Origin of the sequence: Psychrobacter sp. TWP2-1-2 (assembly GCF_049896785.1) — a bacterium.
In the GTDB taxonomy this organism is placed as follows: domain Bacteria; phylum Pseudomonadota; class Gammaproteobacteria; order Pseudomonadales; family Moraxellaceae; genus Psychrobacter.
Map to the genome: position 1 here is coordinate 13,793 of NZ_JAFCVA010000003.1, position 18,699 is coordinate 32,491.

Genomic DNA, 18,699 nt, shown 5'->3' on the forward strand with positions numbered 1-18,699 from the left:
GTACATACTAAGCGACATCACTGTAGGTAATCATCAATATGGTAAGTTTTCATAATTTTTCAGTCACGCCTCTGTACCATGTTTTGCAGCGCCTGATGCGCCTGTGTCGTCCTCTTTGCCTAGCCGTACCATTATGGGCTGCCAGTACGGGTCTTGCGAGTGCTGAGAGCTGGAAAGTCAACTTACAAGATGCCGATATCAAAGCCTTTATTAATGAGGTGGCAACCATCACTGACCAAAACTTTGTCCTTGATCCGCGTATCAATGGCAATGTGACGGTAATTTCTAACAAAGCCTTGTCGCGTGACGAAATCTATCAGCTGTTTTTGAGTGTGATGCAAGTCAACGGTATTGCAGCGATTGACTCGGGAACGACCATTAAATTGGTGCCAGATAATGTCGCCAAACAATCTGGTGTGGCTGTTGATTTACGTGGTGACAGTGTTGGTGAGGCATTAGCTACTCGTGTTATTTATTTAACCAATACTCAAGCTGCAGAAGTGCTGGGTGTCATCCGTCCGCTTATGCCCCAATCAGCTCATGCCGCTGCCGTGCCTGGCGTCAATGCCTTGGTATTGTCCGATCGTGCAGATAGTCTTAATCAGCTGACCTCGCTTATCCGCGATTTAGATAGCAACGTCAATGACAGTTTGCAAGTGATACCACTACGTCACGTCGATGCTGAACGTATGATGGAATTGATTAGCGCTTTGGTTGCAAGCGCTGGTAGCGGGCAAGCACAAGGTAGTAATAACCAGCTTAAAGTCATCGCTGATACCTCTAGTGATAGATTGTTAGTGAAAGGCAGTCCGGAGATGATTGCTAAAGTCAAAGAGATGGTCAATCAATTGGACACCACGCCTACAAGGCGTTTGAGTGGTCTGCGCGTCTTTCGATTAAAATACGCCAGTGCAGGTCATATTGCAGATATGCTACGCGGATTGCTCGCCAATCAATCTATTAATAGCGCTGGAGCAACGTCCTCGTTAGAGTCGGCATCATTGAATGATTCCAGTAGCACTGGCGCTACTTTGACTAATGAGTCTAGCACTAACACAACGAACAACGCGTCGACCTCAGCGACCTCTGGTGCCAATTCGAGTAGTACTGGTACAGGTGTTGGCGGGCGACCTTTTAGTATTATCGCTGATGAAACCCAAAATGCCGTTATTGTCAATGCCGCACCTGAGCTGATGTTTGAGATTGAAGATGCGGTCAATCAGTTGGACAGTCGCCGCGCGCAAGTATTGATTCAAGCGGCTATTGTAGAAGTGTCAGGTGATGATGCGACCCAGCTTGGTGTGCAATGGGCGCTTGGCAATGCCAATAGCGGCTACGGAGTCGTAAACTTCAATAACGTAGGCGCGAGTGCTACAGCACTTGCTGCCGCGGCGTTGGGTGGCGGTGCCGCCAGTATCAGTGCAGCAGCAGGCTCGATAGCTGGTGCTTTGATTGGTATTGGTGATAGCAGCAAAGACAGTCAGGGAAACACCCAGTTTTATGGGGCTATCTTGCAAGCACTTGATTCTTCTACCAGTGCCAATCTGCTGTCTATGCCATCAATTTTGACATTGGACAACGAAAAAGCCAGTATTTTAGTGGGTCAAAACGTGCCTTTTGTGACAGGCTCCTTTACCACCAGTGGCAACGATTCTAGCAACCCCTTTCAAACCATCGATCGTCAGGATATTGGTATCAACCTAAATGTCATTCCTCATATTGGCGACAATGGCACCGTACGCTTGGAGGTCTCGCAAGAAGTCTCGTCGGTGGTGCCTGGCAGTACGGGTAACGCCAGTGGTTTGATCACCAATAAAAGCCTCATCAATACGACGATTCTGGCTGATGATCAGCAGACCATTGCTCTCGGTGGCTTGATGCGTGAAAACAGCACCACGCGCCAACAAAAAGTCCCTGGCTTGGGTAATGTACCAGTCATTGGTAGACTGTTCCGCTCTGACAATGACACGACGCAAAAAAGCAACTTAATCATATTTTTACAGCCAACCATTTTACGTGATGGCAGGGCAGTCGCCAGTGTCACCGAACGCAAATTTAACCAAATGCGCGTCCTACAATTGGTCATTGATAAAAACGGTACCATTAAACAGCTGCCATTGAGCGGTACGGAAGGTTGGAATGGCGATGTTAGCGCAGATTATGAATTGATGCCGCTCAATCCCCTTGTTCCTAAGCGCGATCAGACACCAAAGTCTCAGTCTCAAGGTTTTACCAAAGTAGACAGTCCTAATAATGGTATGACAACTTACCCTTTAAACCGTTAAGCACTCAAAAAAGCGCTTTATTAATGATAGCTTAATAAAGCGCTTGCCTCCTATTCTTATAGCATGTAGAGACACGGTGTAATAAATAAACTACGCCGTACATTAGCTTGCGTATTCATAACACAGATAAACATAGCAGTTTTTATATCGCAGTATACTAATGAGTAATTGAGTAGTAAGTATGAACACTTGCTGATAAATATTGCAGATGATGATATAAAGGTAGGGGTGGAAGCAATGACAAGTCATACAAATACTAAAAAGTGGTTTTTATTAGCAGTCGCTGCCACCGCCTTATTGGTGATTCCTCGGCGTAGCAGTCGACAAGCTGATACCAGAGCGTTAGATGAGCACAATGTATCAGATGAGCACAATGCAAAAGCCAATCATGATAATACTAATAGGGCGTGTTGAAGGTCTCTTTACTTATCAAAAGCTCTTTTGTTGATTGGCATTTTTTAACTGTCGAAATCATTTTAAATAAAGTTGCCATTCTAAAGTGTTCATTGATGTGGTTATTGCTACAAAATGACAAATAATGTCTATTGAATGACAAATCACGGAACGCCTCGCTGAAAACTATTAATTTTGGAGTCTATCAATGACCCCTATCGATTCACCTAAGATGATTAAACAGCCCTTATCTACTATTTATCCTCTCATTGACACGCATACTCATTTTGATGCCCCTATATTTGATGATGATAGAGAAATACTGACGCAGCAGGCTCACAATCAGGGGGTACGCCATCTGATATTAGTGGGTTATCTATATCAGCATTTTGAGCGGATGTATGAGACTGAGCGCCTGTTAAATACGCTGTCATTACCTACGACAGCCAATGTCGATAGACAAAAAGTGTCAGATTTTAGTAGCCATATTGCGGTCGGTTTGCATCCTTTTTATATTAAACAACATACTGACGATCATTTAACCGCTATGGCAAAAAGGATTGCTGATAAACGCCCATTAGCAATCGGCGAGATTGGTTTAGACACCTTTACTGAGGCGATGAAAGCGCCTGACATATTTGCCAAACAAGTACGATTTTTTAAGGCACAATTGGACATGGCGGTGACTCATCAGCTGCCAGTGATGCTGCATATTCGTAAAGCACATGCAGAAGCGTTGGCCATACTAAAAGCGCATGACTACGATGCGCACAAACTTGGCGGTATCGCGCATAGTTTTAGTGGTGGGACGCAAGAAGCCAAAGCATTTGTTAAGTTGGGATTTAAGCTTGGGGTTACCGGTCAAATCACTAATCCCAATGCTAAGAAACTGCGCCGCGCCATTCAAGCAGCGGTTGATAGCTATGGCATTGAATGTTTGGTGATAGAAACGGATTGCCCTGATATGACGCCTATCATGTGTCAAATATCTGACCCTGATTCATCAGTGCCAACTCAAAAATCAGACAGTGCACGAGCCGTACATAATAGAAATGTACCTGCCAACTTGCCATGGGTGTTGCTAAGCTTGAGTGAGTTGCTCAATGTACCACCCGCCAGTTTTGCTAAGCAATTGTGGCACAACAGTTGCAGTGCTTTGCAAACAAAATGGGATTATCCGCTGTCGTAGTGCCACATATTTTAGTCACTGACGGTTTATTGTATGGCTAGCCATTGATATGATAGTGAATGAGATAGCCGTGAATAAAGAAATTAACGTAATATAAGCGTCACCAAAATAATTTAAAAGAGCATTTAATCTGTTATGAGTGAAATAAAACCATTTGAGCAAATAATGACAGAGTCCATTGGCACCGAAGACGTTACAAAGACAGAAGAGCTGAGCGAAGACAATGTGCAATATGAGCGCCGTTTTCAAGGTACGCGCACTCTTTATGGTACGACAGCTGTCACTACTTTTGCCGATGCGCATGTATACGTTATTGGCGTCGGAGGCGTTGGTTCTTGGGCAGCTGAGGCTTTGGCAAGAACGGCAGTGGGCACTATTACGTTGATCGATTTGGACGTATTGGTTGCGTCCAATGTCAATCGGCAGTTGCCTGCACTAGACAGCACCTTTGGTGAGAGTAAAATTGCAGCGATGGCCACCCGTATTCGTGAAATTAATCCCAAAGTAACGCTAAACTTGATCGATGATTTTTTAACTGTAGAAAACGTCGCCACTTTATTGCCAAGTCGCGATGAAGCAAAAGCCGCTATCGCTCAAGGCAGACCTATGGTCATTTTGGACTGCGTAGATGATATGAATGCCAAGCTTGCCATCGCGCTACATTGTCGTTTTAATAAATTAAAACTGGTGTGTGCAGGCGGCGCAGGTGGCAAGATAGACCCTAGTCAGATTAGGGTGAGTGACTTGCGTGACAGTTACCAAGATCCTTTACTTGCCAAATTACGCAATAAGCTGCGCCACGAAAAAGGCATTAATAGTACACTAAAAGAAAAGTTCGGTATCAAGTGTGTCTACTCTACAGAGCCACCACGTGTAGATAAGAGTTGTCAGACAGGCGGTTTGCAGTGTGGTGGTTACGGCTCAGCAGTAGTGGTCACATCGGTGGTTGCGATGATTATGGTGAGTGAAGCATTACAGTTATTAATAAAACAGGCAGGCATCAAGCCGAGCGTCTGATCTTATTTAATGGAGTCTATCTTGTCTATATTGAACGCACCTAAACACAGCTACCCAGTAGCGGCAGATGAAGTAGAACGCATCAATAAGCTTAGGAAGTATCAGGTGCTCAACGACAATGATGAGCCTGCATTTAAGCGTCTAATTGATCTGGCAAAGCTATTTTTTGATGTACCAGTCGTGACCATCACTTTCATGGACGAAGAAACACAGTATCTAAAATCTGTCCAAGGACTGGGCGGTGTTTGCCGCACGACGCGTGAAGTAGCTATTTGCAATTATACCGTGCTCTCTAACGACGTCTTTGTAGTACCGGATTTAACCAAAGACAGTCGCTTTAGCCACAATCCCCTAGTGACAGAATCGCCATACCTACAGTTCTATGCTGGTGCGCCAATTATCTTGCATGAGGACAATAAAAGCTATCGTTTGGGCTCGCTGTGTGTGATGGATATGAAGCCCAATCATGACTTTGATGAGCAAAAAGCAAAGGTGTTGGCTCAATTTGCGATGATGGCGGCTGATGCCTTGCAGCTACAGGATAAGCAGCGTAATGCCAAACATGCCAATGAGATGAAATCAGACTTTTTGGCCAATATGAGTCATGAAATCCGTACCCCAATGAATGGCATTATTGGTATGGTGGAGATGCTTGGTGAGACCAAACTCAGCAGTGAGCAACAAGAATACGTGGACAATATCAAAGTTTCCAATGAGCATTTGATGGCCATCATTAACGGGATTTTAGATTTATCGAAAGTAGAATCTGGGAAAATGACCATTGATTCTATTCCTGTTAACTTATCTGCATTATGTAATGAGGTGGTCAGCCTCTTTGCTGTCAAAGCACGTCAGCGAGGGCTCATTTTAGACTACCATTATACTGAGTCGTTATCGCCCTATGTACAAGGCGATCCGGTACGCCTCAAACAAATTTTAGCAAACCTTGTTAATAATGCGATTAAATTCACTCGTGAGGGCGGGCGAGTCACTATTGATGTCAAACATGTACCCAATTGTCATTGTGATGGTTTTGACGATGGCAGCGCTGACCAATATCGGGCTCAAGGTATTTCGGCAAGTGATCTCAGCAAAATAACGGCTCAAGAAGCTATCAGTAATACCATCTATCATGAAGTCATGACCTTATGCATTGAAGTCACAGATACGGGTGTCGGCATCAAAGCTGAGTCATTGGATGCAATATTTGATGCTTATGACCAAGCAAATAAATTCACACACCGTCTTTATGGTGGCACAGGTCTAGGACTCTCGGTTTGTAAGTCTTTAGTTGATTTGATGGGCGGTTATATCGATGTGGATAGCGAAGTAGGTGTGGGCACTACGTTCAGTGTTTTATTACCGCTACCGACTATTGATGAAAGCCAGTATGAGATGTGGCAAGAGTCAAATGACTTTACGATGATTGAGCCGACCCATGAGCGAGCTGGTCATATATTGTTGGTTGAAGACGATACCGTCAATGCCATCATCGCTAAAAAAGCCCTGAATAATAGTGGTCATACGGTCACGCATGTCACTGATGGGCAGCAGGCTATTGAAATTTTTGCGCTCTCACCTGAGCGTTATGATGTCATTTTAATGGACCATCATATGCCTATTTTAGATGGCGTACAGGCCACTATTAAATTGCATGAACTCTATGATCCTCAATCATTACCACCTATTATTGCGTTGACCGCCAATGCAATGGACGGTGAGCGCGAAAAGTATTTAAAAGTTGGGATGCAAGATTACTGTACCAAGCCTTTTAAACAAGAGCAGTTAAATGCGTTGGTACAATATTGGCTGATACAGAAACACTCATCAGCAGAGTAGTGTTTTGGTAGATATTTATAGAAGGTTATACGTCATCGCTGTCATCAATAGCGACAGTTCATCCACTATAAAAAACCACAGCGTTAACCTTGCTTGACATACTCCATATGAATTTTTACTCGGTTGCTTTGGAATACTTTTCAATCAAATTAACTACAGAGACAATATTAAAAAAATATTTATAAATAAAAAAAGCTGAACCGCTTTATCAGTGGTTCAGCTTTTTTGTGGAATAACAGCTAGAGGCTAACTGTTAAGTTCTATTATATCGAGCGCTATGACTTTTACATACTATTGGCTAACGCGAGTTTGATAGTCACCTGTGCGAGTATCAACACGCACGACTTCGTCTTGTTGTACAAACAATGGCACACGGACGACAGCACCTGTCTCTAACTTGGCAGGCTTGCCGCCACCACCTGAAGTATCACCACGCACACCAGGATCTGTTTCAGTGATTTGCAACTCAACAAAGTTAGGCGGTGTTACTGAAAGAGGAGTACCGTTGAATAAAGTGATGGTACATAGTGCATTGCTGTTTTCTTTTAGCCACTTTATTGAATCGCCCATCGCTGTTTTGTCCGCTTGAATCTGCTCAAAACTTTCAGGGTGCATGAAATGCCAAAACTCACCATCGTTATATAGATAGTTCATTTCAGTGTCCATGACATCAGCAGCTTCTAAGCTATCGCCTGACTTAAAGGTTTGTTCCAATACTTTACCACTACGAAGGTTGCGCAATTTAACACGGTTAAAGGCTTGACCTTTACCTGGTTTGACAAACTCGTTTTCAAGAATGGCACAAGGGTTGCCATCGAGCATGACTTTTAGACCAGCTTTAAATTCATTAGTAGAAAAACTTGCCACAAGAAACTCCTAGGGGTTATAAATAGGGTGGTAGATAAGGGAATGAATAGCTTGCTGCGTTAAAATCGCTTATTACGCTAAGTGTTTAAAGGATAGGTCGTATGCTTTGATAGGCTACGCACTAAGCGCGTATAATAGCGACTTTTGGGCACAGGTATTAGGTTGTCATGATAAACCATTTAATCACACAAAAAAACTGGCAAACGCAATTATCCGAGGCCATTACCTCTATCGATGAGCTGTTAAGCATCCTAAGGCTAGAATCATTGCGGGCAGAGGTTTATGTGCCTAAGCATTTTGAGCTGCGCGTACCACGTGGATTTGTGGCAAAAATGAGTATTGGCGATAGCAATGACCCTTTACTGAGACAAGTATTGCCTGATCAGCGCGAGCAAATCAAGGTAACGGGCTATGTGGCGGATCCTTTGAGCGAGAATACGCAAAACCCAGTCAAGGGTATGCTGCATAAGTACCAATCCAGAGTATTATTGACCGTGACAGGTGCTTGTGCCATTCATTGTCGTTACTGTTTCCGTCAGCATTTTGACTATAGTGCCAATATGCCGACGGCTGATGCCAAAGAAAATATCATTGATTACATTACCGCACACCCTGAGATTAATGAGGTGATTTTGAGTGGCGGTGATCCACTGAATGTGACAAATAGACGCCTGTTTGCTTGGCTAGATACTTTAGAGTCACTTCCGCAATTGACCACTATTCGCTTACATACGCGCTTGCCGCTGGTCATACCAGCGCGTTTGGATGATGCATTATTGACCAGACTGTCTCAAAGTCGCTGTCATATTGTGATGGTCATCCACTGTAATCATGCCAATGAAATCGATGCCTTAACAGCAGAGCATATACAACGTGCTCGAGCGGCTGGCATAACGTTATTGAATCAAGCGGTGCTATTAAAAGGCATCAATGATAGCGTTGCTGTTCAAACACAATTAAGTCAGCGTTTGTTTGCCTGTGGGGTACTGCCTTATTATTTGCATGTATTAGACAAAGTGGCTGGAGCCGCACATTTCGATAATGATGAGCGCTTCGCAATTGAGCTGTATTGGTCATTGTTGGCAGCACTCCCTGGTTACTTGGTACCCAAGCTGGTCAGAGAGCTACCAAATAAACCTTTCAAAGTACCGATTGATATTTACAATGATCGTTAATATAGGCACTATGGTATATTGAAAAATTAGTGAACAAAGCGTGGTTTTTAGAAGATGGGCGTGCGGTTAGATGATGCTATAGAACTTAATTGTTACTAAAAATGGGTGCTGTCGATTTTGATGGTTGCTGCTGATTTGTATCTTTTATCTTGTGTTGTTGCATACGGCATGGTTGAATATTTGCCTCCTGCCAAGTTACTCAAGGTTACTAGGAATACTGATGATAACTTTATCGACGTTTCAAGAGCACCTATCTTCTACAGAGGCATTGCCCCTAGTTTCTAAGCGATCCGCTAATGGCCAAGAAGGTTATTTGCTAAAATTGTTGGCAGCGTTACCTTCGCAAACGCAAGCACAGCAAGCTGAACAATTGGCAAAAATACTTACGGTACTACGCGTAGCTAATATAGATGAGTCGCAACGTCTTACCCTTATGGCGACAGTGATAGACGCCTCAGATCAGTTAATTGCCACTTTGCGACAGTCTTATATTTATGAGACAGGCGTGCTTAGCGACATTCAAATGGGTTATGTGGCTCAAATAAAGTCGCTATATTATTCAATGATTATGGTCTATGACAGAGTGATACGTCATAAAACCTCATTGCTCAATAATCAGCGAAAATACGCTGCAAGTAATGGCTGGCAGCGCTATTTTAATGGTGATAAGTCTTCATCAACGACACTCGCCATTGCTATTTACCAGACGCTGCTGATGTACCAGAAGCTATTGGGCGAAGAAGCACTGTGCTATCAAAAACCCTCATCTTACTTATGGCACAAAATCAATCAGCTGTATTACCTTGCTTATCAGTATCATGCGGCTGAGATTAATATGAGTGTTACGGCAGGCACCCAGCGTGCCAAGACGGTTCATCAGCTGTATTGCCAAATTTGTTTATACAGTCTATTAAATGTACGTGCCATGCGTCGTCCCAATATTCTGCTCGTCCAACGTTTGTTACCTGAATGGGCTAAGCATATCGTTGCGACGATTGAGCCAACCACTGAGACACGCGTGTTCGTTGATTTACAAAGTGACAATCCGCCAACTTACCTGACGGCCAGCTCTACAATCAACCCATACGACGATCGCTATCACTGTTTATTCATAGAAATTGCCCCGCTGGTTGAGTATCTTAAACGACGCAAACAGGCTTTAGTTACGGAAGGGGGTGACGGCGTTGAGAGTCACTTGCTTAATAAAATAGCGATGACGCTCAATTACCGCTATTTACAGCCGCCGCTCACCCTAGCGACTAAACATAGTGCGAAAGAAGACGCTGTTTTGATTACAGGTTTTAATAATATTCATTACCGGGTGAGCCATTCGCATAGCTTTACCAGTTTAATCGCTATAAAAGAGTTACCAGATGAGCAGCGTCCTCGTTATGATACCGTGAATAAAAAACAAGACAGCAGCCACGTATTAGCCAGTGAAACCTTTGATCGTAATGATGATTTGTCATTATTTCGTACCCTACGATTATCACAAACAGTAGATATTTTAAATAAAGACCGCTTTCATAAAGATGTCTTTCATAAAAACCGTGTTCATAAAGACAGTCTTAATATAGTGGCTGATGAGAATGCATCTGCGACGACTGCACCGCCAGCATTACATATGATGAGCCTTTTTTTAGTCTGTAGATCTGATACAATCACGCCGCCTGATTGGTCAATGGGCGTGGCGCGCTGGCTTGATTTTGATAGCAAAAACCCAGAGATTGAGTGGCAAGTACTCGGACATCAGCTAGTGGCTTGTGGCGTGCGTTTAGAAGGTAGAGAAACGCGTAGTCGCCATTTTGTGCCAGCATTTATCCTTGGTAGAGATGAGCGACTACAAACCACTGGTACTTTGATTGTACCGACTTCTTACTTTCAGACCAATGATAGAGTCATTATGCGTATTAATAGCAAACAAACCCCTTTACGTTTGGGACAGAGGTTGCTGATTACGGATGAGTTCAGCCAGTATGAGGTGGTGCAGCTGTAGTTTGTTTGAGCGTCTATGGGAAAGTTGTCAAATAGTAATGTCAATAAATGCTGGTTTAAAGGTTACTTCATTGAATTTTTTTATTCGATAATAGCAGTGAATAAATGTACTGAATAATGATGATAAGTTAGTCTGCAATCAGTCAAGTTATTGTCTATAATGATTGATACAGTTATGTTCGTTTATACGATGTTTTTGCTTCGCCAAGATGTCGCCTTGATTCGAAAAACGATGCCAATCTACTAAAAACCGCCAAGCCTATCCCTGATAGTATTTTCCTTGCTAGGTTAATGCTTGGAAAAGGTGTAGGGTATCAAACATAAAAATAAGATCACAAGATCCAAAAGGCTTCTTATGCGTACTCAGTCCATCTTAAACCTCTTAGTCATTGATGACGATCAGCTCTACGCTGAGCGTCTTGTGCACTTACTAGGTTGCTATTATGACACCATCAATTTAGGGTTTTTGGACGATAAAGAGGAGCTGTTAAAGTCACTTCGACAACCGTGGGATGTCTTGGTGTTTGGCAATGCTTATGATATGAGTTTCACCGATGTGGTGGGCGTCGTTCAAGAGCAAAGTATTGATTTGCCTATGATCTGCCTATTCAATGAAGAGATGGTAGCGTCCACCAATAATGATGAGGGGTTACCTGATATTATTAGCGGCACGATGGTCAAATCGCTCAAAGTAGACCAAGAAATGGCAGTAGTGATGTCTATCTGTCTACAGCATGATAATTTACGCAGTCGTCGTGAGCTTAGAACGTTGCGCCATGTTCTCTCTGAAGCAGAGCAACGCGCCAACGTATTGATTAAAAACTCTAAAAGTGCGGTCGCCTATATTGATCAGGGTATCCATATTTTTGCCAATGACCCTTATCTTCAGCTTTTTGGTTTTGAGTCAATGAATGATGCCATAGGCGTGCCTGTTGTTGACCTGATTGCAGGCGGTGATAACGTTAAGGGTTTCAAACAGTTCTTACGTCAATTTGATAAAGGTAGCCGCCAAGAAGTCGAGTTCAATTTTGAAAGTAAGCGGATGGATGGCAGTACTTTTGAGGCAAAGCTACAATTGGCAGCAGCGACCTTAGATGGCGAGCCAGTGACGCAGGTTATTATCCAACAAAACCATAATAACAGTGCGGAAGTCGCCAAGCGTTTGGCGGCCGCTGAATGCAAAGACAGTCTGACAGGAATCAACAACCGCCGCGGCTTTGAAGAACAAATGGCAATCGTGTACCAGCAAGCTCGTCAAGGTGTACTGACGGCTGGGCTTTTGTATATTCAGCTCGATAATGTCGGTAAAATAAGAAGCAGTCTAGGTTTGCAAGGGGTAGATGCGACCGTCAAGCAAGTCGCCTATGCGTTAGATGAGCTGATATCAGACGGGCATGTGAGTCGTTTTAGTGATACCGCCTTTACTATACTGGTGGAGGATAAGAGCACCACAGAGCTTGAAACACTGGCTAAGCATATTGGTTCACGTATCAGTGATATGCTCATTGAAGTAGATAAGCGTACGACCAGTACGACTGTCAGTATTGGTATTGTCAAAATCGAAACCAATACAGCAGAGCCAAGTATCGTGCTCGAACGTGCGATGGATGCCATCAATCAGATTATGATAGAGACCTCTAATCATGGCGGCACCTATCATTTATATGATCCAAGCGAGCATGCCAATAGTGATGATCATGCGCTTGCCGAATCTTTAGTTGACGCCATTGCCAATAGCCGTTTTGAGTTATCTTTCCAGCCAATATATGATATTAACAATGACCGAAGCGACTTTTTTGAAGTATATCTGCGGTTGCCATTGGCGGATGCGGACAATACGATATTGACGCCTGATCAATTTATGGCAGTCGCCAAGACACATAGATTGCTCGAAAAAATAGATCGTTGGGTGCTCATCAATGCCTGTAAAAAGGTCAATGAGGTACGTAAAACGCATCCTGAAGCCAGATTGCTAGTGCAATTGACCAGTGCCTCATTGATAGACAAAAAACTGCCTAGTGTTGCCAGTCAGCTTATAAAAGCGGTGGGCGGTGCAGCTGGTGTACTTACCTTGCAGTTCAACGAAAAAGACGTCTCAGACCATCTCACAGTGGCAAAAACACAATTTGCCGCCCTTAGCCAAGTCAGCTGTCAGATGGGCATCAATAATTTCGGTTCTTCTGCCAAATCCATAGAGATTGTCAGTTTTGTGCAGCCAGATATGGTGCGTTTAGCACGCAGCTATGTGGATGGCATTGATTCAGCAGACAATTTAGAAACTGTCAAATCACTTATTATGCGTACTAATGAAGTCAATGTGGACGTATTGATGCCTTATATTGAAGATGCGGCGACCATGTCCGTTGCTTGGAGCGTGGGCGCGCGCTATTTACAAGGCTATTATTTAGAAGAACCCAGCAGTACGATAAAGGTTGCGACCTAAAGACATTTAGAGTGCGTTTGATATGCAACTATCAACAGTGCCTATTTATGGAATACTCTACACGGCTTAATAGCTCATAAATTCTTTATCGTCATACATTACAAAAGTTTTACTCAAACTGTCCTATAAGCGTTGTTTATTGGCTCGATATGCCCCAATAAATAACGTTATGTTTTTACAAGCAGCTGTTTAGATGTGAAGAGGGTTCCACTTTGCATGTGTTTGACCCTACCTTATTATCTATATTGTTCACCTATAGCTGACATTCCTTAACCAAAGATTGCCGAAAATGCCCATCATTAATAAATATCAAATAAGCAGTATATTTGCTGCTGTTTTATTGCTCAGCGCTTGCGGAGAAAGTACGCCACCGGATCATCGTGCTGCTGTGACATTGCCGCTCTATACGGAAGGTGATGCTGATAACGGCGCGATCATTTATCAAGACGCTTGTGGTCAATGTCATCAGCTGAATGCGGGGCTCAACAAAAAAGGTCCGCAGCTGATGAATATATACGGTGCGCCCGCCGCTGAGCTGGAAGATTACACCTATAGTGACGGGCTAAAAACATCAGGTTGGGTATGGGATGCGCAAACGCTCGACCCTTATATTGCGGATGCAGAAAAAGCCATGCTAGACTCAAAAATGCTATCAAACCCGATGCCCGATGCGCAAGAACGCGCAGATGTCATCGCTTATCTGTCAACGCTTCGTGCCGCCGCGCCGATAACTGAAGATGACTCAAAGCAATAGACAATCTATGGCGTGTCCTCAAGCTAAACGAAAGCGACTAAATGGGCTAAAGATGGTTGAATTTTGCCAAACCACGTCAAACAATTGGTTAATATCTCGATATTATCAGCGCTATTTTCCTTGTTTGGCCGCCATTTATCTCATTTTTGTCACCATTTTCAAAATAAGAACACGCCCTAGACACACTAATCCCATAAGAAATGAGCCAATAATTGACTATGACCCACGCAGCTATCGATAGAGCCATTACAACACCACATCAATCAGCAGCAGAGGTGATTCATAATTCGACCTTTAGCGCTGCCGATTATCATCACAATCAGCAAAAAATTGCCCAACTTATGGCGCAGTTAAATCATATTGTGTTAGATAAGCCGCAAGTGGTTAAGCTTGCGCTGAGTGGTATTTTGGCAGGTGGACATTTGTTACTGCAAGATCTGCCGGGTATGGGCAAGACGACATTGGCGCAAGGCTTGGCGCAATTATTAGGCTTGAGCTTTAGTCGTGTACAGTTCACCAATGATATGCTGCCAGCAGATATTTTAGGGATGAGCATTTATGATCAAAAGGAACAGCAATTTGAGTTTCGAGCAGGTCCTATTTTTACTCAGCTGCTACTCGCTGATGAGATTAATCGCTCTAGTCCTAAGACGCAAAGTGCGTTACTAGAAGCGATGGAAGAACGGCAAGTTACCCAAGATGGGCAAACCTATCCTTTGCCGCAGCCGTTTTTTGTCATTGCAACCCAAAATCCTTTGCAGCAAGCAGGTGTCTATCCGCTTCCTGAATCGCAGTTAGATAGATTCTTATTATGCTTGTCGCTTGGTTATCCGTCGCCTACCGCAGAGCGTGAGCTATTAAAAGGTCAGGATCGCCGCGAGCTACTAAAAAAATTAGATGCGCTGCTTGATACCGAGGCGGTCTTATTAGCACAGCAAGGTGTTAAACACGTTTATGTCGCGGATGTGGTCTTGGATTATCTGCAGCGATTGGTCGCAAAGACACGAGCAAGCTCCGAGTATCATGGCTTATCACCGCGTGGAGTATTGTCGCTACAGCGAGCCGCGCAGGCTTATGCGTATGTATCGGGGCATATGGAAGTGACACCTGAGGATATCCAAGCGGTGTTTGCCGCGGTCACAGATCATCGTCTCGGTCAGCGTTTTGTCCCAGCGCATGTGACTGGTGGGCAGGCGACACAGACCATCGCACAACGTATATTGGCAGAAGTGGCTGTTATCAATTAAATGGTGGTTATTTAAATAGTTGTTATTACAATCACTGTTATCTGAGTATTTATTTTTCAGCTGCTTGTTGTTTCATAGCGTATTTGTTTTTAAAGCTATCACCAATTATGAATGAGAGTATCAATTTTATGGTAAGGATAGGGTAGTCATGAGCTTTTTGCCAAAAGCCTTAACCGTACCAGCCACTTCAGCATTAAGCCGTTGGTTTGCCTCGCGTGCGCCCAAAAGTGATAGTGCCACCCTCAATTTGCGTAACGTCTATATCTTTTTTAGCCGTGAAGGGACTCTATATGCGGTGTTATTAATCATCACCTTTATCGCTGGTATTAACTATGGCAATAACTTGGTGTTAGGTTTATGTTTTTATTTGGTCAGCGTCTGGCTGATCAGCTTTCATGTAACCTTTGCCCATATCTCAGGTCTTAAAGTACAGTTAATAGAAGTAACCATGGCAGAAGCGGGCGCGCCTGTTTGGGTGACTTTACAGTTGCGCAGTGAGAGCCGTCAACCGAGACGACAGTTGTTATTTAGCTTCGAGCAGGCTAATAGCAAGCTTAATAGTAAGACAGATAAAAAAGCCCATAAAAAAATCAAACATAGCGCTGATAATAAACAGTCGATACTGGTGACACGACTGCAAGGCGAGAAAATTATTCGCTTGCCAATACCGACGCAGAATCGTGGGCAGTTTGAATTACCGCGCTTAAAAATAAAAACGGTTTATCCTTTGGGCATTATGCGGGCGTGGTCCTATGTTTATTTTGCCCGTACTGCTTGGGTGTATCCAAAACCTGAAGTATTTGATTGGCAATCGCAATATGCCGTTGCCAGTCAGGAGGATTTGCCAACAGGTGGGCAATATCGGCAAGGTCAAGATGATTTTGAGCGGCTAGATAACTACGTTGAAGGCGAGTCGCTGGCACGGGTGTCGTGGGGACATGTAGCACGTGGTCAAGGCATGCTGACTAAGCACTTTGCTGATCCAGTCGGTCATGAGCAAACGTTGGATTATGCTGATATGCCAGCAGCACATCATGAGCAAAAACTGGCACAATTGGCGTATGGGGCGATGAAATTAGGTGAGCTGGGCGTGACATTTCATATGCGCTTACCCAATGATACCCAGTCTACTGCACCAATGGGTGAAGGCGACAGTTTTGCACAAGCGTGCTTGCTAAAATTGGCGAAAACGCCATGAACAACTCTGAACGATTCCCTACAAATGACGCTGAAAACACATTTATAGGTTTTCCTGAAACAAGTCCCACAAGCTTTGAGCAGTTGGCACTGGGTCAAAACGTCACTGATCGTGTTCTACAGGATAGCGCTGCAAAATGGACTCGTAAGCTATTCGCATTGCCTGCTTATTATTGGGTACTAATTGCTCAAATTACCGTTATTTTACCTCATGCGGCGCATCTGCCGTTTTGGTTGATAGGTTTTGCGGTGGTCAGCATCGCCGCACAGCTACCGTCTATAAAAGCTAAGTTTAAAAAAACAGCGCATTTAAAACGTGTCTATCAAGGCATGCAAATGCTCGGCTTTTTATTGGGGCTGGCAGGTCTATGGCTGACTTACAATACAGCGTTTGGACTGGATATGGGCGTGGCGTTTTTAGTGCTATGTCTCATTAGCAAATTGTGGGAGATGTATAAACGGCGTGATGCTTATGTGGTCCTAAATTTATCACTATTTGTCCTTGCCGCGCTGTTTTTGATGGATCAAGGTCTTGTTACGACTTTAGAAGTGATTGTTGGTGCAGTTGTCATTTTATTGGCATTTATTGCGCTTAATGATGACGGCAACACTCGCGGTGATGGTCGCTTGCGTACTTTGGGTGTGCTGGGTATCGGGGCATTACCGTTATTAGTCGTGCTATTTTTGTTCTTCCCGCGCTTGCCACCACTATGGTCAGTACAGCTATCAGGTCAGCAAGCAACCACTGGCGTGTCCGACAGTATGTCACCCGGTGATTTTGCCAATTTAGGACAATCGACTGAGCTGGCGTTTCGGGTAGAGTTTGCAGATAATCGCCCGCCGCAACAGCAGTTATATTGGCGTGGTTTGGTGTTTAGCGACTTTGACGGTATTACATGGCGTCCTAGCCCTCAGCAACGACAATGGCGACCTGCACCGCAAATGCCATCTTGGATTGAGAATGCCTTTGCAACTGTCCCTGATGAAGTAAAGGTTGCGCCTACCAGCTATGAAATTATCCTAGAGCCGACGCAGCAAAACTGGCTATTTGGACTTGATTATCCTTTTGCCCAGCGCCAAGATGTCAGTATTACTTCAAACTTTACCTTATTAAAAGATCAGCCCGTCACTCAGCAGTTACGTTATGACGTATTGCAATTTGCACCGATGCGTATCGATCCGATTCTCTCTGATGAGTTACGACGTCTAAATCTTACCTTGCCAGCCGACGGAAATCCGCAAGCAAGAGCACTGGCACAGCAGTTATTTGCGCAATCAGACTCAGACCCAGTGCGCTATATGGCGGCTATTGAACGCTGGATTAATCAAACAGAATTTCGTTATACGTTATCACCGCCACGGCTGAGTAATAACCGTATTGACGAGTTTTTATTTGAGACCAAAGCTGGGTTTTGTGAGCATTATTCCTCCAGTTTTACCTTTATGCTGCGCGCCGCTGGCATACCCGCGCGCGTCGTCGCCGGCTATCAAGGTGGTGAGCTGAGCCGCGGTGGTAATGTATGGGAGGTGCGGCAAAAGGATGCGCATGCTTGGACGGAAGTGTGGCTTGAGGGTCAAGGCTGGGTACGTGCCGATCCGACTGCTTTTGTTGCGCCTGAGCGTGTCGAGCAAGGGATGGATGCGCTGACGCAGGCACAAGGAGCGGCAATGTTCGGCGATGGCGCTAGCGCACAAATCAGCTATCAGCAGTATCAAATGCTACAAACCTTACGCCGTCTGTCCGACCAAGCCAGCTACTATTGGCAAAAAGACGTCGTCGGTTACGATCAGGACAAACAAGCAGACTCGCTACTCAAATGGTTTAATATCCGCTCAGTGATGCAGCAAATTATTTGGTTGGCAGTGAGTGCTATTACCGTCATGGCTATTTTGGTCTTTATCATCTGGCAACGTCGCCGTAAGCGTTGGCATCCAGCAGACCAGCCGCTTGCACAGTTATCAAAACGTATTGGCAAAGCGGATAAATCACTTGCTCGTGATGAAAGTGAAGGTCAGTTGGCTTGGCTTGAGCGTGTGGCAATAGCGGTTAATGACCGAGAAAATGATTCAAAGGCTGATATTAACGCTGATATCAATGCTAAAAGCAATAATAAGAGCAGTAAAGCTAGTAAGCTAACAGATAGCGGTGATTCAGACATTGCCCAAGCAAAAATCATGCAGATGAGGCAGGACTATCGTCAACTGCGTTATGGACGTCTAAGCACGCTTGGAACCAATCATAGCGAATACCAAACTATCCTGAAACAGCTTAAGAAAGATGCACGTGAATTGTTCTAA

Annotated in this window: 13 protein-coding genes; 12 read left to right on the top strand and 1 reads right to left on the bottom strand. The window is 44.1% G+C overall.

Going from position 1 to position 18,699, the window contains the following annotated elements; translation table 11 throughout:
• Nucleotides 1–38 precede the first annotated feature (38 nt).
• The 5 genes from gspD (at nt 39) to ACP7AE_RS03580 (ending at nt 6,723) form a co-directional block, all read left to right on the top strand.
• Nucleotides 39–2,285: a type II secretion system secretin GspD gene (gspD, locus tag ACP7AE_RS03560; RefSeq protein WP_426241391.1), complete on the top strand. Its 2,247-nt coding sequence runs from the start codon at nt 39–41 to the stop codon at nt 2,283–2,285.
• A gap of 237 nt (nt 2,286–2,522) precedes the next feature.
• Complete coding sequence (locus ACP7AE_RS03565; RefSeq protein ID WP_426241393.1) at nt 2,523–2,699, top strand: hypothetical protein; 177 nt, start codon at nt 2,523–2,525, stop codon at nt 2,697–2,699.
• Nucleotides 2,700–2,886: 187 nt separating this feature from the next.
• Nucleotides 2,887–3,867: a TatD family hydrolase gene (locus ACP7AE_RS03570; protein WP_426241395.1), complete on the top strand. Its 981-nt coding sequence runs from the start codon at nt 2,887–2,889 to the stop codon at nt 3,865–3,867.
• A gap of 165 nt (nt 3,868–4,032) precedes the next feature.
• Nucleotides 4,033–4,884 carry a tRNA threonylcarbamoyladenosine dehydratase gene (locus ACP7AE_RS03575; RefSeq protein ID WP_296239636.1) on the top strand — a complete coding sequence of 284 codons (852 nt, stop codon included), beginning with the start codon at nt 4,033–4,035 and terminating at the stop codon, nt 4,882–4,884.
• Nucleotides 4,885–4,905: 21 nt separating this feature from the next.
• Nucleotides 4,906–6,723, top strand: a complete 1,818-nt coding sequence (locus ACP7AE_RS03580; RefSeq protein ID WP_426241397.1) for an ATP-binding protein — start codon at nt 4,906–4,908, stop codon at nt 6,721–6,723.
• Between the two features lie 291 nt (nt 6,724–7,014).
• Here the strand turns inward: ACP7AE_RS03580 and efp are convergent, their stop codons facing one another.
• A complete protein-coding gene (gene efp, locus ACP7AE_RS03585; RefSeq protein WP_193012364.1) occupies nt 7,015–7,590 on the bottom strand; it encodes an elongation factor P in 576 nt (191 codons plus the stop codon).
• A 167-nt stretch (nt 7,591–7,757) separates the two neighbouring features.
• Here efp and epmB point away from each other — a divergent pair, with 167 nt between their 5' ends.
• From epmB to ACP7AE_RS03620, 7 genes are all read left to right on the top strand, one after another.
• A complete protein-coding gene (gene epmB / locus ACP7AE_RS03590; RefSeq protein WP_426241400.1) occupies nt 7,758–8,765 on the top strand; it encodes an EF-P beta-lysylation protein EpmB in 1,008 nt (335 codons plus the stop codon).
• Nucleotides 8,766–8,985: 220 nt separating this feature from the next.
• A complete protein-coding gene (locus ACP7AE_RS03595; protein WP_426241402.1) occupies nt 8,986–10,761 on the top strand; it encodes a hypothetical protein in 1,776 nt (591 codons plus the stop codon).
• Nucleotides 10,762–11,115: 354 nt separating this feature from the next.
• Entirely contained in the window at nt 11,116–13,203 is a 2,088-nt protein-coding gene (locus ACP7AE_RS03600) for an EAL domain-containing protein (protein ID WP_426241404.1), read from the top strand.
• A gap of 289 nt (nt 13,204–13,492) precedes the next feature.
• Nucleotides 13,493–13,957 (top strand): c-type cytochrome, encoded by a 465-nt coding sequence (locus tag ACP7AE_RS03605; RefSeq protein WP_045444348.1) that lies wholly within the window; start codon nt 13,493–13,495, stop codon nt 13,955–13,957.
• Between the two features lie 218 nt (nt 13,958–14,175).
• The gene (locus ACP7AE_RS03610) at nt 14,176–15,204 is read left to right on the top strand and encodes an AAA family ATPase (protein WP_426241696.1); all 1,029 of its coding nucleotides are present in this window, start codon (nt 14,176–14,178) and stop codon (nt 15,202–15,204) included.
• 148 nt (nt 15,205–15,352) lie between these two features.
• Entirely contained in the window at nt 15,353–16,402 is a 1,050-nt protein-coding gene (locus tag ACP7AE_RS03615) for a DUF58 domain-containing protein (RefSeq protein WP_426241406.1), read from the top strand.
• On the top strand, nt 16,399–18,699 hold the full coding sequence (locus ACP7AE_RS03620; protein WP_426241408.1) for a transglutaminaseTgpA domain-containing protein: 2,301 nt from the start codon (nt 16,399–16,401) through the stop codon (nt 18,697–18,699). Before ACP7AE_RS03615 ends, ACP7AE_RS03620 begins: the two co-directional genes overlap by 4 nt.